The following is a 20781-nucleotide window of genomic DNA, read 5'->3' as shown; positions in this document are numbered from 1 at the left end:
TTTGAAAGTAGTTTGTATATTTGCACTTGCAAAAAGCAAGCAAATTTATAAAATAATATTTAAAAGAAACGAAATGAAACCAACAATTTTAATAACAGGTGCCTCATCAGGCTTTGGGTTGTTAATCGCAAACCAATTACATAAATCGGGCTTCAATGTAATAGGCACCAGCAGAAATCCCGAAAAATATGCAGCAACTGTACCGTTCAAAATGATTGCATTAGATTTAGATTCAGAGCAATCCATTACTACTTTTTCAGAAAGACTTTTCAAAGAAACGACTCAATTAGACGTGCTTATCAATAATGCCGGATTTTATGTATCAGGAATTGCCGAAGAAACTCCTATTGAGTTGGGTAGACAACAATTAGAAACCAACTTCTGGGGAACCATCAAGGTTACCAATGCAATATTACCGCACTTTAGAAAACAAAAATCAGGTAAAATTATTACGGTAAGTTCTATTATTGGACTTGTATCTTTTCCAAATACGGCTTACTATGCTGCTTCCAAACACGCTTTAGAAGGCTATTTCAAATCCTTACGATATGAATTGAATGAGTTTAATATTGAAGTAGCCATGATTGAACCTGCGGCTTTTAAAACCAATGTCATCAATAATTCAACGGCTACAGTAAATAGAATTTCCGACTATAACACTTTGAGAAATAAGATTCAAAAATTTTCTGATGCCTTATTAGACAAGGCAGAAGATCCAATTCTTGTAGCCGAAAGAGTAATTAAAGTGATTCAAACGAAGTATCCAAAATTCAGAAATGTTGTGGGCAAAGGTTCTTCAACGCTAATTAACATGCAACATTTTGCTTACGGAACTTTAGAAAAAAGTATTCTGAAACAATTAAACCAATAATACAATTTTAAAATTTACAATTATGAAACATCTTATCATTTATTCGCACTTAAATCCTGCAAGTTTTACAAAAGCTATTGTTGATGAAGTTGAAAAAAAAGCAATTGCTAGAGGAGAAGAAGTAAAAATTATCGACCTTTATGGAGAGAAGTTCAATCCGGTTTTAGATATGCCCGATATTGAGTATATGTTTATGGGTAAAGAAATACCAAACGATACAGCGCATTATCAAAAATTGATACAATGGGCAGATCATTTGACAATTGTTTACCCTATGTGGTGGGCGCAAATGCCAGCGATGTTAAAAGGATTTATCGATAGGGTTTTTACGCACGGATTTGCTTATAAGATTACCGAAAATGGTTCAGTAGGTTTATTGAGTGAGAAAACAGCGCATGTTTACATCAATACCAATACACCAACAGCTATTTATGAAGAAACATTAATGAATCAGGCCCAAATAAGAGTAATTGAACAAGGTGTTTTTGAATTTTGTGGGATTAAAACCGAAACTACTTTTTTTGGTCAAGTTTCAAGCGGAACAGATGCATTACGAAAAAGTTATTTAGAAACGATAAAGTAAAATTATGAAAGCATTCATCGTAAAAAAATACGGCAAAAAAGAAACATTACATTTAACCAATGTGAATGAGCCAACCCTAAACGAAAATGAAGTTTTGGTTCAAATTGATGCTGCAGGTGTGAATTTATTAGATTCACTAATTAGAAATGGAGAATTCAAACTGTTTTTACCTTACAAAACGCCTTTTGTAAACGGACATGACATGGCGGGTGTGATTACAAAAGTAGGAGCGAAAGTTGCTAAGTTTAAAGTAGGAGATGAGGTTTATTCTAGAGTTGGCGATTTCAGAATTGGTACTTTTGCAGAACAAATCGCAGTTAATGAATCTGATTTAGCTCTGAAACCCAAAACTATTTCAATGGAAGAAGCAGCTTCTATTCCTTTAGTTGGATTAACATCTTGGCAAGCACTTGTCGAAATTGCTAACTTGAAGAAAGGTCAAAAAGTTTTTATTCAAGCAGGTTCTGGGGGTGTGGGAACTTTTGCTATTCAGTTAGCAAAACATCTTGGAGCTTTTGTGACAACTACAACGAGTTCGGCAAATACGGCTTTAGTTAAAAGTCTTGGTGCTGATTTAGTGATTGATTACAAAACGCAAGATTTTGCTACTATTTTAAAAGATTATGATGTGGTATTGCATAGCAATAGAGAAGCTGAAATTCTTGAAAAATCTTTAAAAATTCTAAAACCGGGCGGCACACTTGTTTCATTAACAGGACCCCCAACAGCCGAATTTGCTAAGAAAATTGGTTTGGCTTGGCCTTTTCAAATGCTGATGGGTTTATTGAGTATGTCGGTAAGACGAAAAGCAAAAAAGCTGAATGTCAATTTTAAGTTCTTATTTATGAGAGCAGAAGGCAAACAGTTAACCGAAATTACCAAGTTGATTGAAGCTGGAAAAATTCATCCAATAGTTGATAAAGTATTTCTGTTTGAACAAACCAATGAAGCACTGTCTTATGTTGAGTCAAGTCGTGCTAAGGGAAAAGTTGTTATAAAAGTAAAATAATCTGTTCGTTTGCCCTATGTTGCTAGGAATGCTCATAGGGTAACGGCCATCGTCTAATCTTTTATAAAGAGTGAAAAGTTGTTACTTTATGTTTACAAGTATACCGATAAGTTTAAAGGAAAAGGCTGTACATCGAGAGAGATTGCAGACACTAATACTTTCCGATAAATTTAAACCTTTGCTTACACAAAACCACGGTTAGCAGTTTTCATACTTTTTATTTGTCTCAATGCTGTTTTTTTTTAGATTTAAATTGTTTCAACCATTTTGTTAGTTCAAATAGTAGTAACATTACTGATGCTCCTAATATTGAAATTCTAAAGTGTTCATAGCCTGCAAATTGAAAACTGAAAATATTTTGTAAAAAAGGAATTGTAATGGTCAGGAAGAGAAGAACCAATGCCGTGATTGAAATAATTAAGACTGAAAGTTTTTTTTCTCTTATAATTGACATAAAACTTCTTGTGTTTGAAAGAGAGGTAAGTATTAAAAATACATTCCCAATGATTAGCGATGAAAAGGCTATAGCTCTTACTTCTCCAGATGTGTGTCCTTCATTTATGGAAAGAAAATAGACTGCAAGTACCATAAATAGTAAAAGTAAACCTCTAATTAAACTGGAAAATATTTTACTGAATCCAAAAAATAAATCATCAGGATTGCGTGGAGGACGACTCATGATGCCTTGTTCTTCCTGTTCTGATTCAAAGGCAATAGCACAAACAGGGTCAATGATTAATTCTAAAAACACGATATGTAAAGGCATTAAAAGAATTGGAAGAGAGGTAAAAAATGCAGGAAATAACACAAGACCAATAATCGGAATATGAATTGCTATTATATAAGACATTGCTTTTTGCAGGTTGTCAAATATTTTTCTGCCTGAACGAATGGCATGAACTATAGAAGCAAAATTGTCATCAAGCAATACAATCGAAGATGCTTCACGGGCAACATCCGTTCCTTTTAATCCCATAGCTATACCAATGTCGGCTGCTTTTAAGGCAGGAGCATCATTTACACCATCTCCAGTCATGGCAACAATTTCAGTGTTTGCTTTTAATGCCTGAATGATTTGAAGTTTCTGTTCGGGAATAATTCTGGCAAAAATATTAGTTTGGGTTATTTTTCGCTTTAATTCTTCGCTGCTTAGATTTGTTAGTTCTGTTCCAGTCAATACATTTTCATAATGCTGTAATCCAATTTTTGAAGCAATGCTTTTGGCGGTTGCAGGATAATCACCAGTAATCATGATAACTCTTATTCCTGCCTCATAGCATTCTTTTATTGCTGCAGGAACTTCTGGTCTTATTGGGTCTTCAAATCCAACTAAACCAACAAAGGAAAAATTAAAGTCACTTTGATTTTCGGGTAAAATTTTGTTTTGTAAATTACAGCTCGCAGCAGCAAGCACTCTCAAACCTTTTTGTGCAAATTCTTGAACTGTTTGAGTGTACGAAGCAATTTCCACTTCAGATAAATGACATAATTTGAAAATTGCTTCAGGTGCACCTTTGCAAAATGCAATACTCGAGTTTTCATTTTTTGATTTGAAAACCCTTGTCATAGCAAACAAATTTTTACTCAACGGATATTCCTTTAAAAATGCCAATTCATTATCATTCGAATCAGGCTTTTTAAATTCATTGACAATTGCCTTTTCCATTGGATCTATAGAATTTGCTGTAGAGGCAAAAAACAATGCTTTTAGTAACTCATCAATTTGTGTTTCATTGGCTTGGAATTCTTCCCTGTAATAACTTTTATTACTGCTATGCAAAGCGGCTATTTCCATTTTGTTTTGCGTAATAGTTCCTGTTTTATCGCTACATAAAACGGTAGCCGAGCCAAGCGTTTCAATAGCAGTTGGTTTTCGGGTTAATACATTCTTTTTTGAAATTCGCCAGGCTCCCAATGCAAGAAAAATAGTGAGAACAACAGGGAATTCTTCCGGTAAAAGAGCCATTGCAGTGGAAAGTCCGTTAAGAAGCGACTGAATAAAATTGCCTCTCGTAAAATAAAAAGCCGCAATTACTGCAACACTTATAACTGCACCAACGATAAATAAGTTTCGAACTAATTGTTTTATTTCGTGTTGCAATCGAGTTGTATCTTGTTCGATGGATTGAAGTGAAGTTCCAATTTTTCCAAATTGGGTTTTGGTACCGGTATTCAAAACCTTTGCGGTTCCTTTTCCTTGCACTACCAATGTACCGCTAAAAATTTGATTTTGCGCATTAGTTAGATCATTACCTACCAATTTAATTACAGGAATGGACTCGCCAGTCAAAAGAGATTCATCAATTGTTAGATGATTACTTTCTAAAAGTAATGCGTCAGCAGGGACACGATCGCCTTCATTTAAAAGAATAATATCACCTGGAACAACTTCTCTACCAGCAATTCGAATTTCTTTACCATCACGAATCACTAATGCTCTTGGAGAGGATAATTGTCTAAGCACTTCCAGTGATTTTTCGGTTTTCTGATTTTGATAGAAGGTTATGAAGATGATAATAAATATCCAACACAACAGAACGATTCCTTCTGAGTAGTCTCCTAAAATAAGGTATAATGAGCCACAAGCCAAAAGCAATATAAACATTGGTTCTTTAACTACCTCTAACGCAATTTTCCAAATCTTTTTTGGTTTGGCAGAAGACAATTCATTGTAACCATATTGTTTTAAAAGTTCTACTGCTTTTTCACTTGTAATTCCTTGTTCCATATAATTTATTGATTCTTTATAAAGTGTGAATTGTCGTTCTATATTTGTCTATAAGGCGCCTCATCTTGGACATTAGTCAGGCCATCAAACAGATTAATTTCTGTTAAAGATAAAATTTTTTGTAGAGGAAAAACGTCAAGGTAACAAAGTAATTCAACCATTGTTTTAAACCGCCTTAAGTTTACTATTGATAAATTTATATTATAAACAGAAAGAACAAAAGAGAGGAGTAAGGTTTACGATAACCGCAGGAACTTAAGATTCCGTCAACAGTGATAATCCCCTCTCTTTTCTACTTAAATTTCGAACAGTTCTGTGAGATTTAATCTCGATTTTAAGGTGATGAAAAGCAAGTAGTCTGTCCTTTCCAAAAAAAACTTGTTATGAGTAAAGATAAAAAAACATTTGGTATTGACATCAGTAAAGACACATTTGATGTTTATGATTGTTCGGGTAATTATTATCAATTCTCTAACAATTTAAAAGACTTTTTAAAGTTTTTGAAATTGTTGGATGCCACTTCCCATTGTGTCATGGAGGCAACGGGCTATTATCATTATCAATTGGCATATTTTTTAGTAGATCATCATATTGCAGTATCGGTAGAAAATCCGTTATCGATAAAGCGCTTTATTCAAATGAAACTGAGTAGGGTAAAGACGGATAAATCAGATGCTAAGATGATTTGTTTGTATGGTCAGCAACAAGAGCTTCCCTTATGGTTTGGTTATTCAAAATACCAGACACAATGTTTGCAAATGTTGAGATTATTAGACACTTATACCAAGCAAAGTGCTGCTTTAAAGAATAAAATACAAGCAGAGGAGGTATTGGGTAATCCTTGTAAAATAGTGGTTAGTTCATTAAAGAAGATTCTAAAACATTTACAAAAAGAGATTGGTTTGCTAGAAGCAGAGTTGTTGGTTTTGGTCAAATCAGAACAACAAGAGATGTTGACTAAGGTAGAGAGTATTCCAGGAATTGGACGTAAAACAGCGATGATGCTTTTAGTTTTAACAGATGGTTTTAAACGTTTTGAGGACAGTTCACAATTGTGTTCATTTTGTGGTTTAACTCCAGTAATTAGGCAGTCAGGAAGTAGTATAAAAGGAAAGGTTAGGATAAGTAAAGTTGGTAATTCCAAACTCAGAAATTTACTGTTTATGTGCAGTTTTACTGCTTGTAAATGCAATAAAGCTTGTAGGGAACTTTATGAACGAATAGTTAACAAAGGAAAAAGCAAGAAACTAGCTTTAATAGCGGTATGCAACAAGCTTTTAAAACAAGCATTTGCAATAGCAAAGTCAGGAGTAGAGTACAATGAAAACTATAGAAGTAAACTAGTAGTTAAAAACTAAAAATAAATCATTTTTTATTTGTTTTTAAGCACAGTTCTTTGTTATGTGCTGGCTTAAATTTTCAAATCAGGATTCTTGTTATTCCAAAATGCTGTTAATAGATTTTCAATTCCTGGAGTGACTAAAAAATCTTTTAGAACTTTTAGAGTCTTTTTATCTATCTGATTTTTGCCATTACTTTCAAAAATTTCTCCATTAAAACTAATTTTGCACTCAACATTTTTTGATTTGTTATCGAAATGAAAATGAGGTTTATTATCTATAAAATGGTCGTTAGAGTAAATGTTAAAAGTATAGCCGAATTTTGTTTTCCATTCTTTAACTTGTTCTAAGTCAAGAATTGTTGTTCCTTTCAGTATTTGTTCAACTGTATTTCCTTTGCTTATTTGAAATAGTAAATCGTCGAAAATTTTTTCAATTATATTTTCTTTTTCCATTATTCCTCAAATTTTACAAAATCAAAAATTCCTTCTATGCTAAATCCGTTTAACTTTCCATCTTGAACCATTTGCCAAATATCTTTATTAGTTATCAGATATTTAGCCACCCAAGTTCCATTTGGTAAATCAGATAGTTCATTTGGTAAAATATTTCGATTAGTTTCAGAAATAATGAAAGATTCCATTATTTCAACACCAGATATGTTTTTCCCATCATGATTTATGTTTACATTTTGTTCAAAATTATTTCTGTGAAAATTTTCCCGAACTGATTTAATCGTTTCTGCGGAAAAAACAATATTATGATATTCTGGTATTTTTAAATTAGGCGCTCTTAGAATTAATTTATTCGGTATTAGAACTGCTCCAAATATTGTGTTTTCTTTCATTATAGACTCTGTTGAGAAAAGCTTGCACATAACGTTCCGGCGCTTGGCGAGGTTGCGAACTTTGGAACCGATTATTTTCTATCAAAGATAAAATTTCTTGCGAGAAATAAACGTAAATTTACTACAAAATTCGCAATCTTGCCAAACGCCTGTTGTACGCAGGTTTTATTAATTTTCTGTTACGAGTTCAAGTTTATCAGAATTCATAAGAAAATTATAAGCTCCGTTTTCCAATTTTACTTTATTTATGTCAAAATTTGATTTTTTTACTCTAAATACTTTAACTCGTTCTCCATTTCCTTTTTCAGCCCAATCATAAAGGTCTTTTTTTATCGTTTTTTGTTTATCCCATACATAAACATTTCCCCAAGATTTTTCTATTATTCCGAACTCGTTAAATTTGGTTGTTTGTCCTAAACCTCCAGTATATTTACATCGAAAAATAATATCTCCATCTTCAACCTTTTGATCGAAATAAACTAAATCTCCATATCTGTCTTCATCAGCCATTAAATAAAGCCCGAATATTATTAACCCAAAAAAAGCAACTAAAAGTGTTGCTAAAACTCCAAGAATTATTTTTAGCTTTTTACTCATTCCAAGCTATTGTTTTTAATTAGTAAATTCAATTCCGCTTCGTATATTTTTCGCCATCCTTTTCCGTTTCTTTTTGTTAAATATTTTTCAATTTCAGCGTTATACATATCAATTCCACGTATAGTTGGTCCAGATTGAATACAACTAGCATAATGTTCATGAAATCCATATTTTTTTTTCAGTCCAATACAAGGAACACCGCAAGGATATAATGGTGGTTCAGTTATTACAATTCGAGCAGAATTTCTCCAACCGTCAATTTTTGCAGTCAAATAATTAAAGCGGTTAAAAAGTCCTAACTGCCAGAATAAAATTCCGACTAATAACATTCCAATCCCGATTATTATTTTCTTTTTACGTTTCATTTGTAAACTTGCGTACAACGTTTCGGCGCTTGGCGTCAGTTGCGAGCTTCGGAACTGATTATTTTCTTTTAAAGTTAATATTTCTTGCGAAATGTAAACGTGAATTTACTACAAATTTCGCAATTGTGCCAAACGCTTGTTAGCAGTAGTGATATTTTATTTAAGTTCAATTCCGTTATACAAACCTTTTTCGTCATCTATTTTTCCGTTGCATCTTAAATTTTTCGCTTCGCTTATTAAGTTTAGTGGTTTTTCAAATTTCATTCCGCTACTTATTTCTGCATTTAAGTATAATTTATTTTCCTTTTTTAAAAGTTTGAGATTGTATTCATAAAAATCATTGTCATTCGTACAAAATTGTCTGAATTGAAAGTAATATTTATTGTCATAGATTAGCAAGAAATCATTTTCGCCGTATTCAGTTTTTGCTCTTCCATTAGATTTTCCGTCAAATACAATTTTCGCAGACTTATCATTGAAAATTTCGGCGTCATTTTCTCTGTTTATTGTATAGTAACCTTGATAAATTTTTACCTTTTCAACGTCAATTTCGTTTTCCGTTTCAACATTAATTGAAGTTAGTTCTATTATTTTTATTCTCTGATTTATTTTAAAAAATAAGAAAGTCGAAATAAGAATTATGCTTAAAATTAAAAACCATTTTTTTGCTTTTTTATTCATAATTACTTTTTTAAGATGTGCGTCAAAATCATTACTGCTAACTTATAAATTGGCGAAACTTCCAATTACAAACGAATACAAATACTTATAATCATTTGTAATTGGGAGTGTTGATATTTAGATTTATTTCTGTTTCGCTACCAGTTGAGCAATTTCTACAATCACTTCTACTGCTTTTTGCATACTCTCTACAGGAACATATTCGTATTTGCCATGAAAGTTATGTCCACCAGCAAAAATATTAGGGCAAGGTAACCCCATATATGATAAACGAGAGCCATCTGTTCCACCACGGATAGGCTTTATAAGCGGTTTGATTCCTAAGTTTTTCATTGCTTTTTCGGCAATATCCACAATATGCATCATAGGTTCTACTTTTTCGCGCATGTTGTAGTATTGGTCTTTTACTTCAATTTCTACAATATTTTCCCCAAATTGTTTTGCATATTTAGCATTCAATTTATCGGCTATTTTTTGAACTAATTTTTTACGTTTTTCAAATTTTTTTCGGTTGTGATCACGAATAATTAATTGAACATTCGTTTCTTCAATGCTTCCATCTAAATGTACTACGTGAAAGAATCCTTGGTAATCTTTGGTACGTTCGGGAACTTCTTTTTTCGGGAGTTTGGAAATGTATTTTGTAGCTAAAAGCATTGAATTAATCATTTTCCCCTTTGCATATCCTGGGTGAACGCTTTTTCCTTTGAATTTTAATTTTACACCTGCGGCATTAAAGTTTTCGTATTCTAGTTCACCTATCTGGCTTCCGTCCATAGTATAGGCCCAATCACAGCCAAATTTCTCCACATCAAAGAAATCTGCACCACGACCAATTTCTTCATCTGGAGTAAAACCAACTTTGATTGTACCGTGTTTGATTTGCGGGTTTTTAATCAAGTATTCCATAGCAGTAACAATTTCTGTAATTCCCGCTTTGTCATCGGCTCCTAATAATGTAGTTCCATCAGTAGTAATTAGTGTTTGACCTTTGTATAAAAGTAAATCTTCAAAATAACTTGGTGATAAAACAATGTTCTTTTCTTTATTCAGGATAATGTCGCCACCATCATAATTAGGAACTATTTGAGGTTTTACATTGGCACCAGTAAAATCTGGAGTAGTATCAAAGTGTGAAATAAAACCTATTGTAGGTACTTTTTCTTCAATATTACTTGGTAAAGTGGCTTGGATATAAGCTTTGTCGTCAATAGTCACATCTTGTAAACCTATTGCTTTAAGTTCTTCGATTAATTTATTGGCTAAATCCCATTGTTTTGTTGAACTGGGAGTTGTGTTTGAGTTTGGGTCAGCTTCTGTATCTACAGTTACATAACTGATGAAACGGTCTATAATATGTTGCATTTTATAAAATAATTAGGATTACAAATATATTGATATTTCCATTCTTATTTCTGTATTCAATTTCCTATTTTTGCACCACAACACAACAATTATGTACAAATCACTTATTAGACCAATTCTTTTTGGATTTGATCCAGAAAAAATACATCATTTTTCTTTTTCTTCTATCCGATTTATTAATAAAATTCCAGGTTTTTCATCGTTAATTAAATCGATGTATCTTGTAAATGACAAACGTTTAGAGAGAGAAGTATTTGGATTAAAATTTAAAAATCCAGTTGGATTAGCAGCAGGTTTTGATAAAGATGCCAAGCTTTATAACGAATTGTCAAACTTTGGTTTTGGTTTTATCGAAATTGGAACATTAACACCAAAAGCACAAGAAGGAAATCCTAAAAAACGTTTGTTCCGTTTGTTGGAAGATTCAGCGATTATTAATCGCATGGGATTCAATAACGGAGGAGTTTTAGAAGCTGTTGAGCGTTTAAAAAAGAATAAGGGAGTTTTAATTGGAGGAAATATTGGTAAAAATAAAGTAACTCCAAACGAAGAAGCGGGAAAAGATTATGAAATTTGTTTTGAAGCTTTATATAATTATGTTGATTATTTTGTAGTGAATGTAAGTTCGCCTAACACGCCAGGTTTAAGAGAATTGCAAGATAAAGAACCGCTAACAAAACTTTTGATGGTTTTACAAAATATGAATCAGCAAAAACCGAAGCAGAAATCAATTTTATTGAAAATTGCTCCGGACTTAACAGACGAACAGCTTTTGGATATTATCGAAATTGTGAAGGATTCTAAGATTGCGGGTGTAATTGCTACAAATACAACCATTTCAAGAGAAGGATTGCAATCTGTTAATAAAATTGAAGCAGGAGGATTATCAGGTAAACCTTTAACCAAGCGTTCTACCGAAGTTATACGTTTCCTATCTGAAAAAAGTAATAAAGCATTTCCTATTATTGGAGTAGGAGGGATTCATACTCCCGAAGATGCTATTGAGAAACTTGAAGCAGGAGCTAGTTTAGTGCAATTGTATACTGGATTTATTTATGAAGGTCCTGCATTAGTAAAGGCAATTAATAAAAAGATTTTAGAAAACGCTTAAATAGTTATATTTTTGGAGCTATGAACGCCAATAAAATCAAACTTATTGAATGTCCTCGTGATGCCATGCAAGGCATTAAGGATTTTATTCCCACAGATAAAAAAGTACAATACATTCAATCTTTATTGCGTGTAGGTTTTGATTCGATTGATTTTGGAAGTTTTGTTTCAGCAAAGGCAATTCCACAAATGCAGGATACTGCAGAGGTATTGGCAAAGTTGGATTTATCTAAAACAGAAAGCAAGCTTTTAGCAATTATTGCCAATACTCAAGGTGCTGAAAATGCTTCGGTTCATCCAGAAATTCAATATTTAGGTTTTCCGTTTTCTATTTCTGAAAACTTTCAAATGCGTAACACGCATAAAACGATTGCTGAATCGTTAGTTACACTTCAGGAAATATTGAATATTGCTGATAAGAGTAATAAAGAAGTGGTAACTTACATTTCTATGGGCTTTGGTAATCCTTATGGTGATCCTTGGAATGTAGAAATAGTAGGAGAGTGGACAGAAAAGTTGGCCAATATGGGTGTTAAAATTCTATCGCTGTCTGATACAGTTGGTAGTTCTACTCCAGAAGTTATCGATTATTTATTCTCGAATTTAATTTCAAAATATCCTGATGTAGAGTTTGGTGCTCATCTTCATACAACTCCAGATAAATGGTTTGAAAAAGTAGATGCAGCTTACAAAGCAGGTTGTCGTCGTTTTGATGGAGCAATCCAAGGCTTTGGAGGTTGTCCTATGGCTACTGATAAACTTACTGGGAATATGCCAACAGAAAAGTTGTTGTCGTATTTTACAGCTCAAAAAGCAGATACTAATTTAAGTGCTATGAGTTTTGAAAGTGCTTACAATGAAGCATTGAAAATCTTTACAGTTTATCATTAAAATCGTTCTATTACTAAACCACAAAGCATAGCTATACCAAAACTTAACATGGTTCCTATTAAAACATATTCGGTTTTTATAGTATTTGTGTCTTTATAACGGAGTATTGATTTTGCAGCAATCATAAAACCGATTACTTCCAGTTTTCCTATTATCACGAAAGTAAGCACTAATATTCTTTCTAGAATTCCGATTAATTTTCCAGCATTCTTTAGTTCGGTTGTAGTATCTGAAATGCTTTCTATTTTGGCAACTACTAATACTTCACGAATAAAAATATTAGCTGGTTTAAAGCATATTAAATAGCTGGTTATTATTAATAATAATTTGGTATTTGTGATTTTTAGTATTGGATTTTCTTTGAAATACAATTCAAATAACCATACAAATAATACCATCATTATGAGGTGCAATGTTTGATCTATGAAAAAAGCAAATCTCCCTTTGTTTAAGGTGTTTTTTAGTCCATCAATAATTAAATGCGTTATTGCTATTCCTAAAGAGCATATGGTAAAATTAAAGTCAAATGATAAAACTAGTGAACTTGCAAAAGTTATTAAGGTGTGTTTAAAAATGAACTTACTTTTAAACCCATTTTCGTTTTTTTCCTTTGCGCTAGCATCAGTTTGAAAAACATAATCACTCAAAAGATGAGCTATAAATTGGAGTATAAGTAAGTTAATATTCATTATTTGTAATCTTTTATCGTTTCTTTAAAATAATTAACTGATTTGTCTATTGCATTCCAACCAATACTTGTAAGTTGTTTGTTTACTGTTGGTTGTTTTATGTTTAAATGTGTTGAAATTTCTTTTTCGCTTTTACCCAACAAACGCAAAAACAAAATATGACACTGTTTAGCTGTAGCATTTCCAATTAAAACATCCAACAAACTTATTATTGTGTCCATCATTTGATTCAGATTATCATCTTCTGAAATGAAAAACAATGTATTTTTTATTACAATTCGCTGTTTGTTATATGTTGATGCTTCTTCATTAATCTTTCTTCCTGAAAAATAAATAGCATCACCATCAATTACTCCTTTCTGTTTATCATATCGAGACAATTCACCAAAACCCATGGCGATTCTTATCCCGTAATTTTTAAACTTTTTGTATCTGCTACTATTGTTGTCTTGATCGTCAATTGCCGATTTTACAAAGCTTTTGATTAACAAGGTAACCAATAAAGCATCCTCAGGTTTTTCTACTACAACCTCTAAATAATCCCCTTTTATGATTCTTGCATAAATAGGAAAATTCTCAACTAAAATAGAAATTAATTCGTTTAGTTTTTTTTCTAATGTTATTTTTTCTTCAACATTTAAACTAGTAGAAGCAACTATATCTCCCGATAAAACAATTTTCTTTTTCATCTCAAAATAGGATTTAGAACAAATATATAGCTTTTTTTGGTTATAAATATTATTTATAGCCTTTATTAGCTATAAAATATAAATATAGCTTTTTTTAGCTATAAAATATAAATATAGCTTTTTTTGGCTATAAAATAATAATAGTGAGTAAGATTAAATTGTTGATAGAGAGGTTTTTTTAAAGTTAAGTTAAAAGCATTTCATAGGTATAGATAATTGTACTATATTTGCATGCAATTTAACTACAACTACAAATTGCAACATGAACGCACACGCTTCTAAAATCGTCGGAGAAGGACTTACTTACGATGATGTATTACTGGTTCCAAATTATTCTGAAGTACTTCCTAGAGAAGTGAGTATTAAAACAAAATTTTCAAAAAATATTTCTTTGAACGTTCCTATTGTGTCTGCTGCTATGGATACAGTTACTGAAAGCGCAATGGCTATTGCTATGGCGCAAGAAGGAGGTATAGGAGTGTTACACAAGAACATGTCTATTAAGAAACAAGCTGCTGAAGTTCGAAAAGTAAAAAGAGCTGAAAGCGGAATGATACTTGATCCAGTTACTTTACCATTAAATGCAATAGTTGAAGATGCTAAAAAAGCAATGCGAGAATATGGTATTGGAGGAATTCCAGTAGTTGATAATAATGGTATTTTAAAAGGAATTGTTACTAATAGAGATTTGCGTTTTGAAAAAGACAATAATAGAGCTATTACTGAAGTGATGACGTCTCAAAATTTAGTTACTGCTCCAGAAGGAACAACTTTAGCTAAAGCTGAAGAAATTCTGCAGGGAAATAAAATTGAAAAATTACCTGTTGTAAGTGCTGAAAATAAATTAGTTGGATTAATCACTTTTAGAGATATTACTAAACTGACTCAAAAACCAAATGCAAATAAGGATAAATATGGTCGTTTAAGAGTTGCAGCCGCTTTAGGAGTTACTGTTGATGCGGTTGAAAGAGCAGAAGCACTTGTTAATGCTGGTGTTGATGCAGTAATTATTGATACTGCTCACGGTCATACTAAAGGTGTCGTTGAGGTGTTAAAACAAGTAAAAAGTAAATTCCCAGAGTTGGATGTTGTAGTAGGAAATATTGCTACAGCAGAAGCTGCATTATATTTAGCTGAAAATGGAGCCGATGCCGTTAAAGTTGGTATTGGTCCTGGATCAATTTGTACAACTCGTGTGGTTGCGGGTGTTGGATTTCCACAATTTTCGGCGGTACTTGAAGTGGCGGCTGCTTTAAAAGGGACAGGTGTACCTGTTATTGCTGATGGAGGTATTCGTTACACAGGAGATATTCCTAAAGCAATTGCTGCAGGTGCTAATTGCGTGATGCTAGGATCATTGTTAGCAGGAACTAAAGAATCTCCAGGAGAAACAATCATTTTTGAAGGAAGAAAATTCAAATCATACCGTGGAATGGGTTCTGTTGAAGCTATGAAAGAAGGTTCAAAAGACCGTTATTTCCAAGATGTAGAGGATGATGTGAAAAAATTAGTTCCAGAAGGAATTGTAGGACGAGTTCCATACAAAGGAGAGTTAAATGAAAGTATGTTACAATTTATAGGAGGTCTTCGTGCTGGAATGGGATACTGTGGCTCGGCTACAATTGATGATTTACAAGAAAAAGGAAGATTTGTAAGAATCACTTCAAGTGGAATCAGCGAAAGTCATCCACACAATGTGACTATCACAAAAGAAGCTCCAAATTATTCTAGATAATTTTATCTAAAATACGTTTGAAAAAAAGGATAAGGAAACTTATCCTTTTTTTAATTATGTACTAAGCTAGTGAGTAGTTTTTTATCGCCAACTACCCATAAAATATCATCTTCTTCAAGAATTAAATGAGATTCAGGATTAAGCATACGTCTTCCATCTCGTTCAATTCCAACAACAAGTCCTTTTGTTTTTTCTCTAATTTTAGATTCCCTGATGCTTTTTCCAATAAATTCAGCGTTTTTTAGCTTAAGATGTTGTAAAACAATGTCAGTTTCTTCTGTTTCTTCAGGAGTTTCAATTTCATTTTGATCTAAATATTTCTTAAACTTTTTTACCTGTGCATCGGTACCAATTACACAAATTTCATCTTTAGGGAATAAACGCTCGTTTCTACTAGGTATGTTAATAGTTATATCACCACGTTTTATGAAGGCAATGTTTATTCCTGTGTTTTCACGCATACGTAATTCTTCTAGAGTTTTTCCAATAATGTTTGAAGATGGAACAACATCAAATGTGGCCATGTGTCCGTCCCAAGGTGTTAAATCTCTCCTTAGATGTTTTTCTTTAGTAATTTCTCGTTCATTAAGATTGCTTAAAAAATGCTGTTCAATTCTCAAATATCGAGCCTGTAATCTCTTTGGAAAAACAAAATAAGCTATAATGGCTCCAACAAGTGCAAATAAAGCAGTAACTGGAGAGAAAAAGTTATTTACGATGAAGCCTACAAAAAATAAGCCTAAGCCCAATCTTAAAAAAACTAAAAGTAGAATTGGTCCTCTTTGTTTTTTATTTGAAAATAGTTCATTAACAGCTTCTGAGGCAATTCTTCTAAGAGAGAGTGCCCATAAAAATGGAGATACTAGTATTAGTGTTACTAAAGCAGCTAATGTGTGACCAAATTTAATTTCTTCCACTAAAGGCAATAAATATTTACTAGATAGTAGAATAATTGCAATGATAATAATGGAGTGTAGAATTATCTGAGAAAGATAGGCTCTTATTGCAATTTGCCATGTAGTGACTGTTTTTATGGCTTCAGCATTTGCACTATAGTCGGCAATGCTTTTTGCCCATTTTCGGGGAAGTTTTTTTTCTAAATATACTGCCAATGGTGTGCCAAAGCTAACCATATAAGGAGTTGTAAAAGTTGTAACAGCCGAAACAGCTACAATAATGGGATATAAAAAATTGCTTGTAACTCCTAATGAAGTTCCTAAAGTTGCTATAATAAAGGAAAATTCTCCAATTTGTGATAAACTCACTCCTGATTGAACAGATTGTTTTAAGGGTTGTCCTGCTAATAGTGATCCGACAGTTGCGCTAATTGACTGACCAAAAATGGTAACCAAGGTTAATAGAAATACTGGCAAAGCATATTCAACTAAAGTATCTGGATTGATTAGCATACCAACAGATACGAAAAACACTGCGCCAAACAAATCTTTAACAGGTTTTACTAAATGCTCTATATGCTCAGCTTGTGTAGTTTCTGCTATTATAGAACCCATTATGAATGCTCCTAATGCTGGAGAAAAACCTACATTAGAAGCTAATATTACCATAACTAAGCATAGTGCTAATGATAAAATTAAAAGCATTTCATCTGAAAGTAAGTGTTTTGCTTTTTTAAGTAAAGTGGGTATGAAAAAGATTCCTGCAACAAACCAAATGGTTAGGAAGAAGACTAATTTTAGTACAGATTGCAATAATTCTCCACCAGAAAATTGTTGGCTAACAGCAATTGTCGATAGTAGTACCATCATTAAAATGGCTAGAATATCCTGAACAATAAGTGCTCCAATTACATTTCCTGCAAATTTTTGAGTTTTTACTCCTAATTCATCAAAGGTTTTTAAAATTATAGTTGTAGAAGAAATAGAAAGCATTACTCCAAGAAAAATGCTATCCATCATATTCCATCCTAATAAATATCCAGAAGCAAATCCAATGAGTACCATTGTAACAATTTGAGTTCCTGCCGTAATTGAGGCAGTTCCACCAACCTTCACTAATTTTTTAAAGCTAAATTCTAAACCAAGGCTAAACAATAAAAAGATGATGCCAATTTCTGCCCAAACTTCAACACTGTGAACATCCTTAACTGATGGGAAAAAATCAAAATGACTTCCTGCTAAGAAACCAGCAATTAAATAACCTAAAACCAATGGCTGTTTTAGAATTTTAAATAGTAAAACAGCAATTCCAGCCGTCATTAATATTAGGCCTAAATCGCTAATTAATGGCTGTAAGCTAGTTGAGGTAGTTGCAACGGTTAAGAACATAGGCATATAGTTTTAAATAATTTCTAAAATGAAAGAATCGTAAAATACGAAAAAAGTTTGAATTTTTAGATTGTGATGTGGAAACCTAATGATATTTATTGAATTTTTAACATTTTTTAGAGCGTAATTTTTTTAAACTATATTTTAAAGAGGGTGTAATTTAGAAAATAATAAAAATTAAAGGTGTGTAGGTATTTTTTTATGGGGTTTTGTAGATTTAAGTGAATTTTAAAACTCTCAATTATGAAAAGAAAGTATTTTTTAGCCTTTGTTTTGGCTTTTTTGGCCTTGAGTTGTTTGATAGTTGATTTTTCATTTGGTAAAACTACTTCTGCGTCAACTTCCAAGTTTGATACTGGCGATACTGCTTGGATGATTGTTGCGACTGCTTTAGTCTTACTAATGACACCAGGTTTAGGTTTCTTTTATGGTGGTATGGTAGGGAAGAAGAATGTAATTAGTACAATGTTGCAAAGCTATGTTGCTATGGTTGTGGTAACTATTTTGTGGGTAGTTATAGGTTACGGTCTTTCTTTTGGTGATTCTGTATATGGTCTTGTTGGAAATCCGTTTAAAAATTTGTTTTTTAATCAGGTTGGGATAAGTACTTGTTGGGAATTAGCGCCAACCATCCCTTTGCTATTATTTGCTTTGTTTCAAGCTAAATTTGCTATTATAACTCCAGCATTAGTAACAGGAGCATTTGCTGAGCGTATTCGTTTTTGGTCCTATTTGTTATTTATAGTGCTCTTTGTGTTATTTGTTTATGCGCCACTAACACATATGGTTTGGCACCCCAATGGAATCTTTTTCAAGTTAGGGATATTAGATTTTGCAGGAGGAATCGCGGTTCACATGAGTGCAGGTTGGGCGGCTTTGGCAGGTGCAATATTTTTAGGTAAACGTAAAGAAGTAAGTCACAATCCAGCAAGAGTTACCTATGTACTCTTAGGTACAGGTTTATTGTGGTTTGGCTGGTTCGGATTTAATGCCGGATCTGCTTTTGGTGCCAACGGTTTAGCAGTACAAGCTTTGTCTACGACAACAGTTGCAGCAGCAGCAGCGGCAATGACTTGGGGATTTTTTGATAAAATTAATAGCCGTAAATTTTCAGCTTTAGGATTATGTATAGGAGCAGTTGTTGGTTTAGTGGCTATTACCCCTGCTACTGGTTTTGTGAGTATTCCACATGCTATTTTTATAGGAATGGTAAGTAGTGTTGTAAGTAATATTTTAGTCGAAAAATTTCCTAAAGGAAAAATTGATGATGCGCTAGATGTGTTTAGTTGTCATGGAGTAGGTGGTATGGTAGGAATGTTGTTGACAGGTGTTTTTGCATCTAAAGAAATAAACCCTGCAATAAAACACCAAGGACTTATTTTTGGCGAATATAGATTATTTCTGAGCCAGGTTTTGGTTCTGGTGGTTGTTTCTGTTTTTTCTTTTGTAATGTCTTATATATTGTTTTATGTGGTGAATTTGATTTCGCCTTTGCGTGTCAGTGAAGAAAGAGAATTGTTGGGGTTGGATATTTCACAACATGGAGAGTATTTATAAAAAAGCCAGCTGAAAAGCTGGCTTTTATTATTAGATTCCTAGATAATTACTCGGTGTAATCGCTTTTAATTCTGCTTTAATTGCTTCTGATACATTTAGTGTTTCAATAAAAGCATGAATCGATTCTTTATTGATAACCGAATTGGTTCTTGTTAAATCTTTTAACGCTTCATATGGATTAGGATAGCCTTCGCGACGCAAAATAGTCTGAATAGCCTCAGCTACCACTGCCCAGTTTTTCTCTAAATCTTCAGCAAATTTATCCTCGTTCAATAATAACTTGTTTAGCCCTTTTAAGGTCGCTTCAAAAGCAATTAAAGTATGTCCCATTGGTACTCCAATGTTACGTAAAACCGTACTGTCTGTAAGGTCACGTTGTAATCTCGAAATAGGTAATTTTGCTGATAAATGTTCAAAAATAGCATTGGCGATTCCTAAATTTCCTTCGCTATTTTCAAAATCAATCGGGTTGACTTTATGAGGCATAGCAGATGAACCAATTTCACCAGCCTTAATTTTTTGTTTGAAATAATCCATCGAAACATACGTCCAAATGTCTCTGTCCAAATCAATTAAAATGGTATTGATTCTTTTCAAAGCATCAAAGAAAGCGGAAAAATGATCGTAATGCTCGATTTGTGTCGTTGGAAACGAATGGTGCATTCCAAGAATATTTTCTACAAAATTAGTTCCAAAGGCTTTCCAATCGTTATTAGGATAGGCCACTTTGTGTGCGTTATAATTTCCGGTTGCTCCACCAAATTTAGCGGCAAATGGTACATTGAACAATAAGCGCATTTGCTCTTCCAAACGTTCTACAAAAACTAGAATTTCCTTTCCTAAACGGGTAGGAGAGGCTGGCTGTCCGTGGGTACGAGCCAACATCGGAATATCCTTCCATTCAACACTCAATTCTTTTAATTTGGAAACCACACTAATTAAGCTTGGTAAATAAACTTTTTCAAAAGCTTCTTTGGTTGAAAGCGGAATGGCGGTGTTGTTGATATCTTGTGAAGTCAATCCGAAATGGATAAACTCTTTGTATTGTTGTAACCCTAAAGCATCAAATTTGGTTTTGATGAAATATTCAACAGCTTTAACGTCGTGATTGGTTGTTTTTTCGGTTTCTTTAATCCAAAGTGCATCTTCAGTAGAGAAATTCTCATAGATGTTTCTCAAATCGGAATAAAGACTCTTATTTACATTAGCTAATTGAGGGATTCCTGCTTCACAAAGTGCAATGAAGTATTCTACTTCAATTAATACGCGGTATTTGATTAAGGCTTCTTCAGAAAAATAAGGAGCTAAGGAAACAGTTTTATTTCTATAACGACCGTCAATAGGTGAAATAGCATTCAATTCAGTTAGTTGCATGTTGTTGTGTTGTTTTTTAGAAAGTGCAAAAATAGTTATAAGTTATAAGTTATAAGTTATGAGTG

The 20781-nt window shown here is 32.9% G+C and carries 19 protein-coding genes; 8 read left to right on the top strand and 11 right to left on the bottom strand.

Going from position 1 to position 20781, the window contains the following annotated elements:
* Positions 1 to 73 precede the first annotated feature (73 nt).
* Genes LJY17_RS06140 through LJY17_RS06130 form a run of 3 tightly spaced genes read left to right on the top strand, consistent with a single transcriptional unit; the run spans position 74 to position 2463 of the window.
* A complete protein-coding gene (locus tag LJY17_RS06140) occupies positions 74 to 871 on the top strand; it encodes an SDR family NAD(P)-dependent oxidoreductase (RefSeq protein ID WP_264542961.1) in 798 nt (265 codons plus the stop codon).
* A gap of 22 nt (positions 872 to 893) precedes the next feature.
* On the top strand, positions 894 to 1454 hold the full coding sequence (locus LJY17_RS06135) for an NAD(P)H-dependent oxidoreductase (protein ID WP_264542960.1): 561 nt from the start codon (positions 894 to 896) through the stop codon (positions 1452 to 1454).
* A gap of 4 nt (positions 1455 to 1458) precedes the next feature.
* Positions 1459 to 2463 (top strand): NADP-dependent oxidoreductase, encoded by a 1005-nt coding sequence (locus LJY17_RS06130; protein WP_264542959.1) that lies wholly within the window; start codon positions 1459 to 1461, stop codon positions 2461 to 2463.
* A gap of 226 nt (positions 2464 to 2689) precedes the next feature.
* Here the strand turns inward: LJY17_RS06130 and LJY17_RS06125 are convergent, their stop codons facing one another.
* Entirely contained in the window at positions 2690 to 5191 is a 2502-nt protein-coding gene (locus LJY17_RS06125; protein WP_264542958.1) for a cation-translocating P-type ATPase, read from the bottom strand.
* 383 nt (positions 5192 to 5574) lie between these two features.
* Between LJY17_RS06125 and LJY17_RS06120 the strand changes: the two genes are divergently transcribed.
* Positions 5575 to 6549 (top strand): IS110 family transposase, encoded by a 975-nt coding sequence (locus LJY17_RS06120; protein ID WP_264541930.1) that lies wholly within the window; start codon positions 5575 to 5577, stop codon positions 6547 to 6549.
* 53 nt (positions 6550 to 6602) lie between these two features.
* On the opposite strand, the gene LJY17_RS06115 is transcribed toward LJY17_RS06120, so the two are convergent.
* The 6 genes from LJY17_RS06115 to pepT all read right to left on the bottom strand — a co-directional run bounded on the left by LJY17_RS06115 (position 6603) and on the right by pepT (position 10386).
* Positions 6603 to 6986 (bottom strand): DUF4160 domain-containing protein, encoded by a 384-nt coding sequence (locus LJY17_RS06115; protein WP_264542957.1) that lies wholly within the window; start codon positions 6984 to 6986, stop codon positions 6603 to 6605.
* Positions 6986 to 7378 carry an XkdF-like putative serine protease domain-containing protein gene (locus tag LJY17_RS06110; RefSeq protein ID WP_264542956.1) on the bottom strand — a complete coding sequence of 131 codons (393 nt, stop codon included), beginning with the start codon at positions 7376 to 7378 and terminating at the stop codon, positions 6986 to 6988. The genes LJY17_RS06115 and LJY17_RS06110 overlap by 1 nt, the downstream gene beginning before the upstream one ends.
* A gap of 168 nt (positions 7379 to 7546) precedes the next feature.
* Complete coding sequence (locus LJY17_RS06105) at positions 7547 to 7975, bottom strand: hypothetical protein (protein ID WP_264542955.1); 429 nt, start codon at positions 7973 to 7975, stop codon at positions 7547 to 7549.
* Positions 7972 to 8340, bottom strand: coding sequence for a hypothetical protein (locus LJY17_RS06100; RefSeq protein WP_264542954.1), 369 nt, complete (start codon positions 8338 to 8340; stop codon positions 7972 to 7974). Before LJY17_RS06100 ends, LJY17_RS06105 begins: the two co-directional genes overlap by 4 nt.
* Positions 8341 to 8496: 156 nt before the next feature.
* The gene (locus LJY17_RS06095; protein ID WP_264541941.1) at positions 8497 to 9021 is read right to left on the bottom strand and encodes a hypothetical protein; all 525 of its coding nucleotides are present in this window, start codon (positions 9019 to 9021) and stop codon (positions 8497 to 8499) included.
* A gap of 123 nt (positions 9022 to 9144) precedes the next feature.
* On the bottom strand, positions 9145 to 10386 hold the full coding sequence (pepT, locus tag LJY17_RS06090) for a peptidase T (protein ID WP_264542953.1): 1242 nt from the start codon (positions 10384 to 10386) through the stop codon (positions 9145 to 9147).
* A 91-nt stretch (positions 10387 to 10477) separates the two neighbouring features.
* Here pepT and LJY17_RS06085 point away from each other — a divergent pair, with 91 nt between their 5' ends.
* Together LJY17_RS06085 and LJY17_RS06080 are read left to right on the top strand one after the other, a co-directional pair.
* Positions 10478 to 11497: a quinone-dependent dihydroorotate dehydrogenase gene (locus tag LJY17_RS06085; protein WP_264542952.1), complete on the top strand. Its 1020-nt coding sequence runs from the start codon at positions 10478 to 10480 to the stop codon at positions 11495 to 11497.
* Positions 11498 to 11517: 20 nt separating this feature from the next.
* Positions 11518 to 12387, top strand: a complete 870-nt coding sequence (locus LJY17_RS06080) for a hydroxymethylglutaryl-CoA lyase (RefSeq protein ID WP_264542951.1) — start codon at positions 11518 to 11520, stop codon at positions 12385 to 12387.
* On the opposite strand, the gene LJY17_RS06075 is transcribed toward LJY17_RS06080, so the two are convergent.
* A complete protein-coding gene (locus LJY17_RS06075; RefSeq protein ID WP_264542950.1) occupies positions 12384 to 13076 on the bottom strand; it encodes a DUF3307 domain-containing protein in 693 nt (230 codons plus the stop codon). The two genes, LJY17_RS06080 and LJY17_RS06075, sit on opposite strands and share 4 nt — an antisense overlap.
* A complete protein-coding gene (locus tag LJY17_RS06070) occupies positions 13076 to 13765 on the bottom strand; it encodes a helix-turn-helix transcriptional regulator (RefSeq protein WP_264542949.1) in 690 nt (229 codons plus the stop codon). Before LJY17_RS06070 ends, LJY17_RS06075 begins: the two co-directional genes overlap by 1 nt.
* A 262-nt stretch (positions 13766 to 14027) precedes the next feature.
* Between LJY17_RS06070 and guaB the strand changes: the two genes are divergently transcribed.
* Complete coding sequence (gene guaB / locus LJY17_RS06065; RefSeq protein WP_264542948.1) at positions 14028 to 15500, top strand: IMP dehydrogenase; 1473 nt, start codon at positions 14028 to 14030, stop codon at positions 15498 to 15500.
* Between the two features lie 50 nt (positions 15501 to 15550).
* Here the strand turns inward: guaB and LJY17_RS06060 are convergent, their stop codons facing one another.
* Positions 15551 to 17791 (bottom strand): cation:proton antiporter, encoded by a 2241-nt coding sequence (locus LJY17_RS06060; RefSeq protein ID WP_264542947.1) that lies wholly within the window; start codon positions 17789 to 17791, stop codon positions 15551 to 15553.
* A 237-nt stretch (positions 17792 to 18028) separates the two neighbouring features.
* On the opposite strand from LJY17_RS06060, the gene LJY17_RS06055 reads away from it, so the two are divergent.
* Positions 18029 to 19342 carry an ammonium transporter gene (locus LJY17_RS06055; RefSeq protein ID WP_264542946.1) on the top strand — a complete coding sequence of 438 codons (1314 nt, stop codon included), beginning with the start codon at positions 18029 to 18031 and terminating at the stop codon, positions 19340 to 19342.
* Between the two features lie 30 nt (positions 19343 to 19372).
* On the opposite strand, the gene purB is transcribed toward LJY17_RS06055, so the two are convergent.
* Complete coding sequence (gene purB / locus LJY17_RS06050; protein ID WP_264542945.1) at positions 19373 to 20716, bottom strand: adenylosuccinate lyase; 1344 nt, start codon at positions 20714 to 20716, stop codon at positions 19373 to 19375.
* Positions 20717 to 20781: the final 65 nt, after the last annotated feature.

Source organism: Flavobacterium hankyongi, from assembly GCF_036840915.1.
Lineage (GTDB): Bacteria > Bacteroidota > Bacteroidia > Flavobacteriales > Flavobacteriaceae > Flavobacterium > Flavobacterium hankyongi.
The sequence above is the reverse complement of the archived record's forward strand: the minus strand, read 5'-3'. Positions and strand labels throughout refer to the sequence as shown.

Excerpts from the sequence above, each read along its gene's own strand:
- LJY17_RS06140 (WP_264542961.1), top strand. The coding sequence starts at position 74 with ATGAAACCAACAATTTTAATAACAGGTGCCTCATCAGGCTTTGGGTTG.
- LJY17_RS06135 (WP_264542960.1), top strand. The coding sequence starts at position 894 with ATGAAACATCTTATCATTTATTCGCACTTAAATCCTGCAAGTTTTACA.
- LJY17_RS06130 (WP_264542959.1), top strand. The coding sequence starts at position 1,459 with ATGAAAGCATTCATCGTAAAAAAATACGGCAAAAAAGAAACATTACAT.
- LJY17_RS06125 (WP_264542958.1), bottom strand. The coding sequence starts at position 5,191 with ATGGAACAAGGAATTACAAGTGAAAAAGCAGTAGAACTTTTAAAACAA.
- LJY17_RS06120 (WP_264541930.1), top strand. The coding sequence starts at position 5,575 with ATGAGTAAAGATAAAAAAACATTTGGTATTGACATCAGTAAAGACACA.
- LJY17_RS06115 (WP_264542957.1), bottom strand. The coding sequence starts at position 6,986 with ATGGAAAAAGAAAATATAATTGAAAAAATTTTCGACGATTTACTATTT.
- LJY17_RS06110 (WP_264542956.1), bottom strand. The coding sequence starts at position 7,378 with ATGAAAGAAAACACAATATTTGGAGCAGTTCTAATACCGAATAAATTA.
- LJY17_RS06105 (WP_264542955.1), bottom strand. The coding sequence starts at position 7,975 with ATGAGTAAAAAGCTAAAAATAATTCTTGGAGTTTTAGCAACACTTTTA.
- LJY17_RS06100 (WP_264542954.1), bottom strand. The coding sequence starts at position 8,340 with ATGAAACGTAAAAAGAAAATAATAATCGGGATTGGAATGTTATTAGTC.
- LJY17_RS06095 (WP_264541941.1), bottom strand. The coding sequence starts at position 9,021 with ATGAATAAAAAAGCAAAAAAATGGTTTTTAATTTTAAGCATAATTCTT.
- pepT (WP_264542953.1), bottom strand. The coding sequence starts at position 10,386 with ATGCAACATATTATAGACCGTTTCATCAGTTATGTAACTGTAGATACA.
- LJY17_RS06085 (WP_264542952.1), top strand. The coding sequence starts at position 10,478 with ATGTACAAATCACTTATTAGACCAATTCTTTTTGGATTTGATCCAGAA.
- LJY17_RS06080 (WP_264542951.1), top strand. The coding sequence starts at position 11,518 with ATGAACGCCAATAAAATCAAACTTATTGAATGTCCTCGTGATGCCATG.
- LJY17_RS06075 (WP_264542950.1), bottom strand. The coding sequence starts at position 13,076 with ATGAATATTAACTTACTTATACTCCAATTTATAGCTCATCTTTTGAGT.
- LJY17_RS06070 (WP_264542949.1), bottom strand. The coding sequence starts at position 13,765 with ATGAAAAAGAAAATTGTTTTATCGGGAGATATAGTTGCTTCTACTAGT.
- guaB (WP_264542948.1), top strand. The coding sequence starts at position 14,028 with ATGAACGCACACGCTTCTAAAATCGTCGGAGAAGGACTTACTTACGAT.
- LJY17_RS06060 (WP_264542947.1), bottom strand. The coding sequence starts at position 17,791 with ATGCCTATGTTCTTAACCGTTGCAACTACCTCAACTAGCTTACAGCCA.
- LJY17_RS06055 (WP_264542946.1), top strand. The coding sequence starts at position 18,029 with ATGAAAAGAAAGTATTTTTTAGCCTTTGTTTTGGCTTTTTTGGCCTTG.
- purB (WP_264542945.1), bottom strand. The coding sequence starts at position 20,716 with ATGCAACTAACTGAATTGAATGCTATTTCACCTATTGACGGTCGTTAT.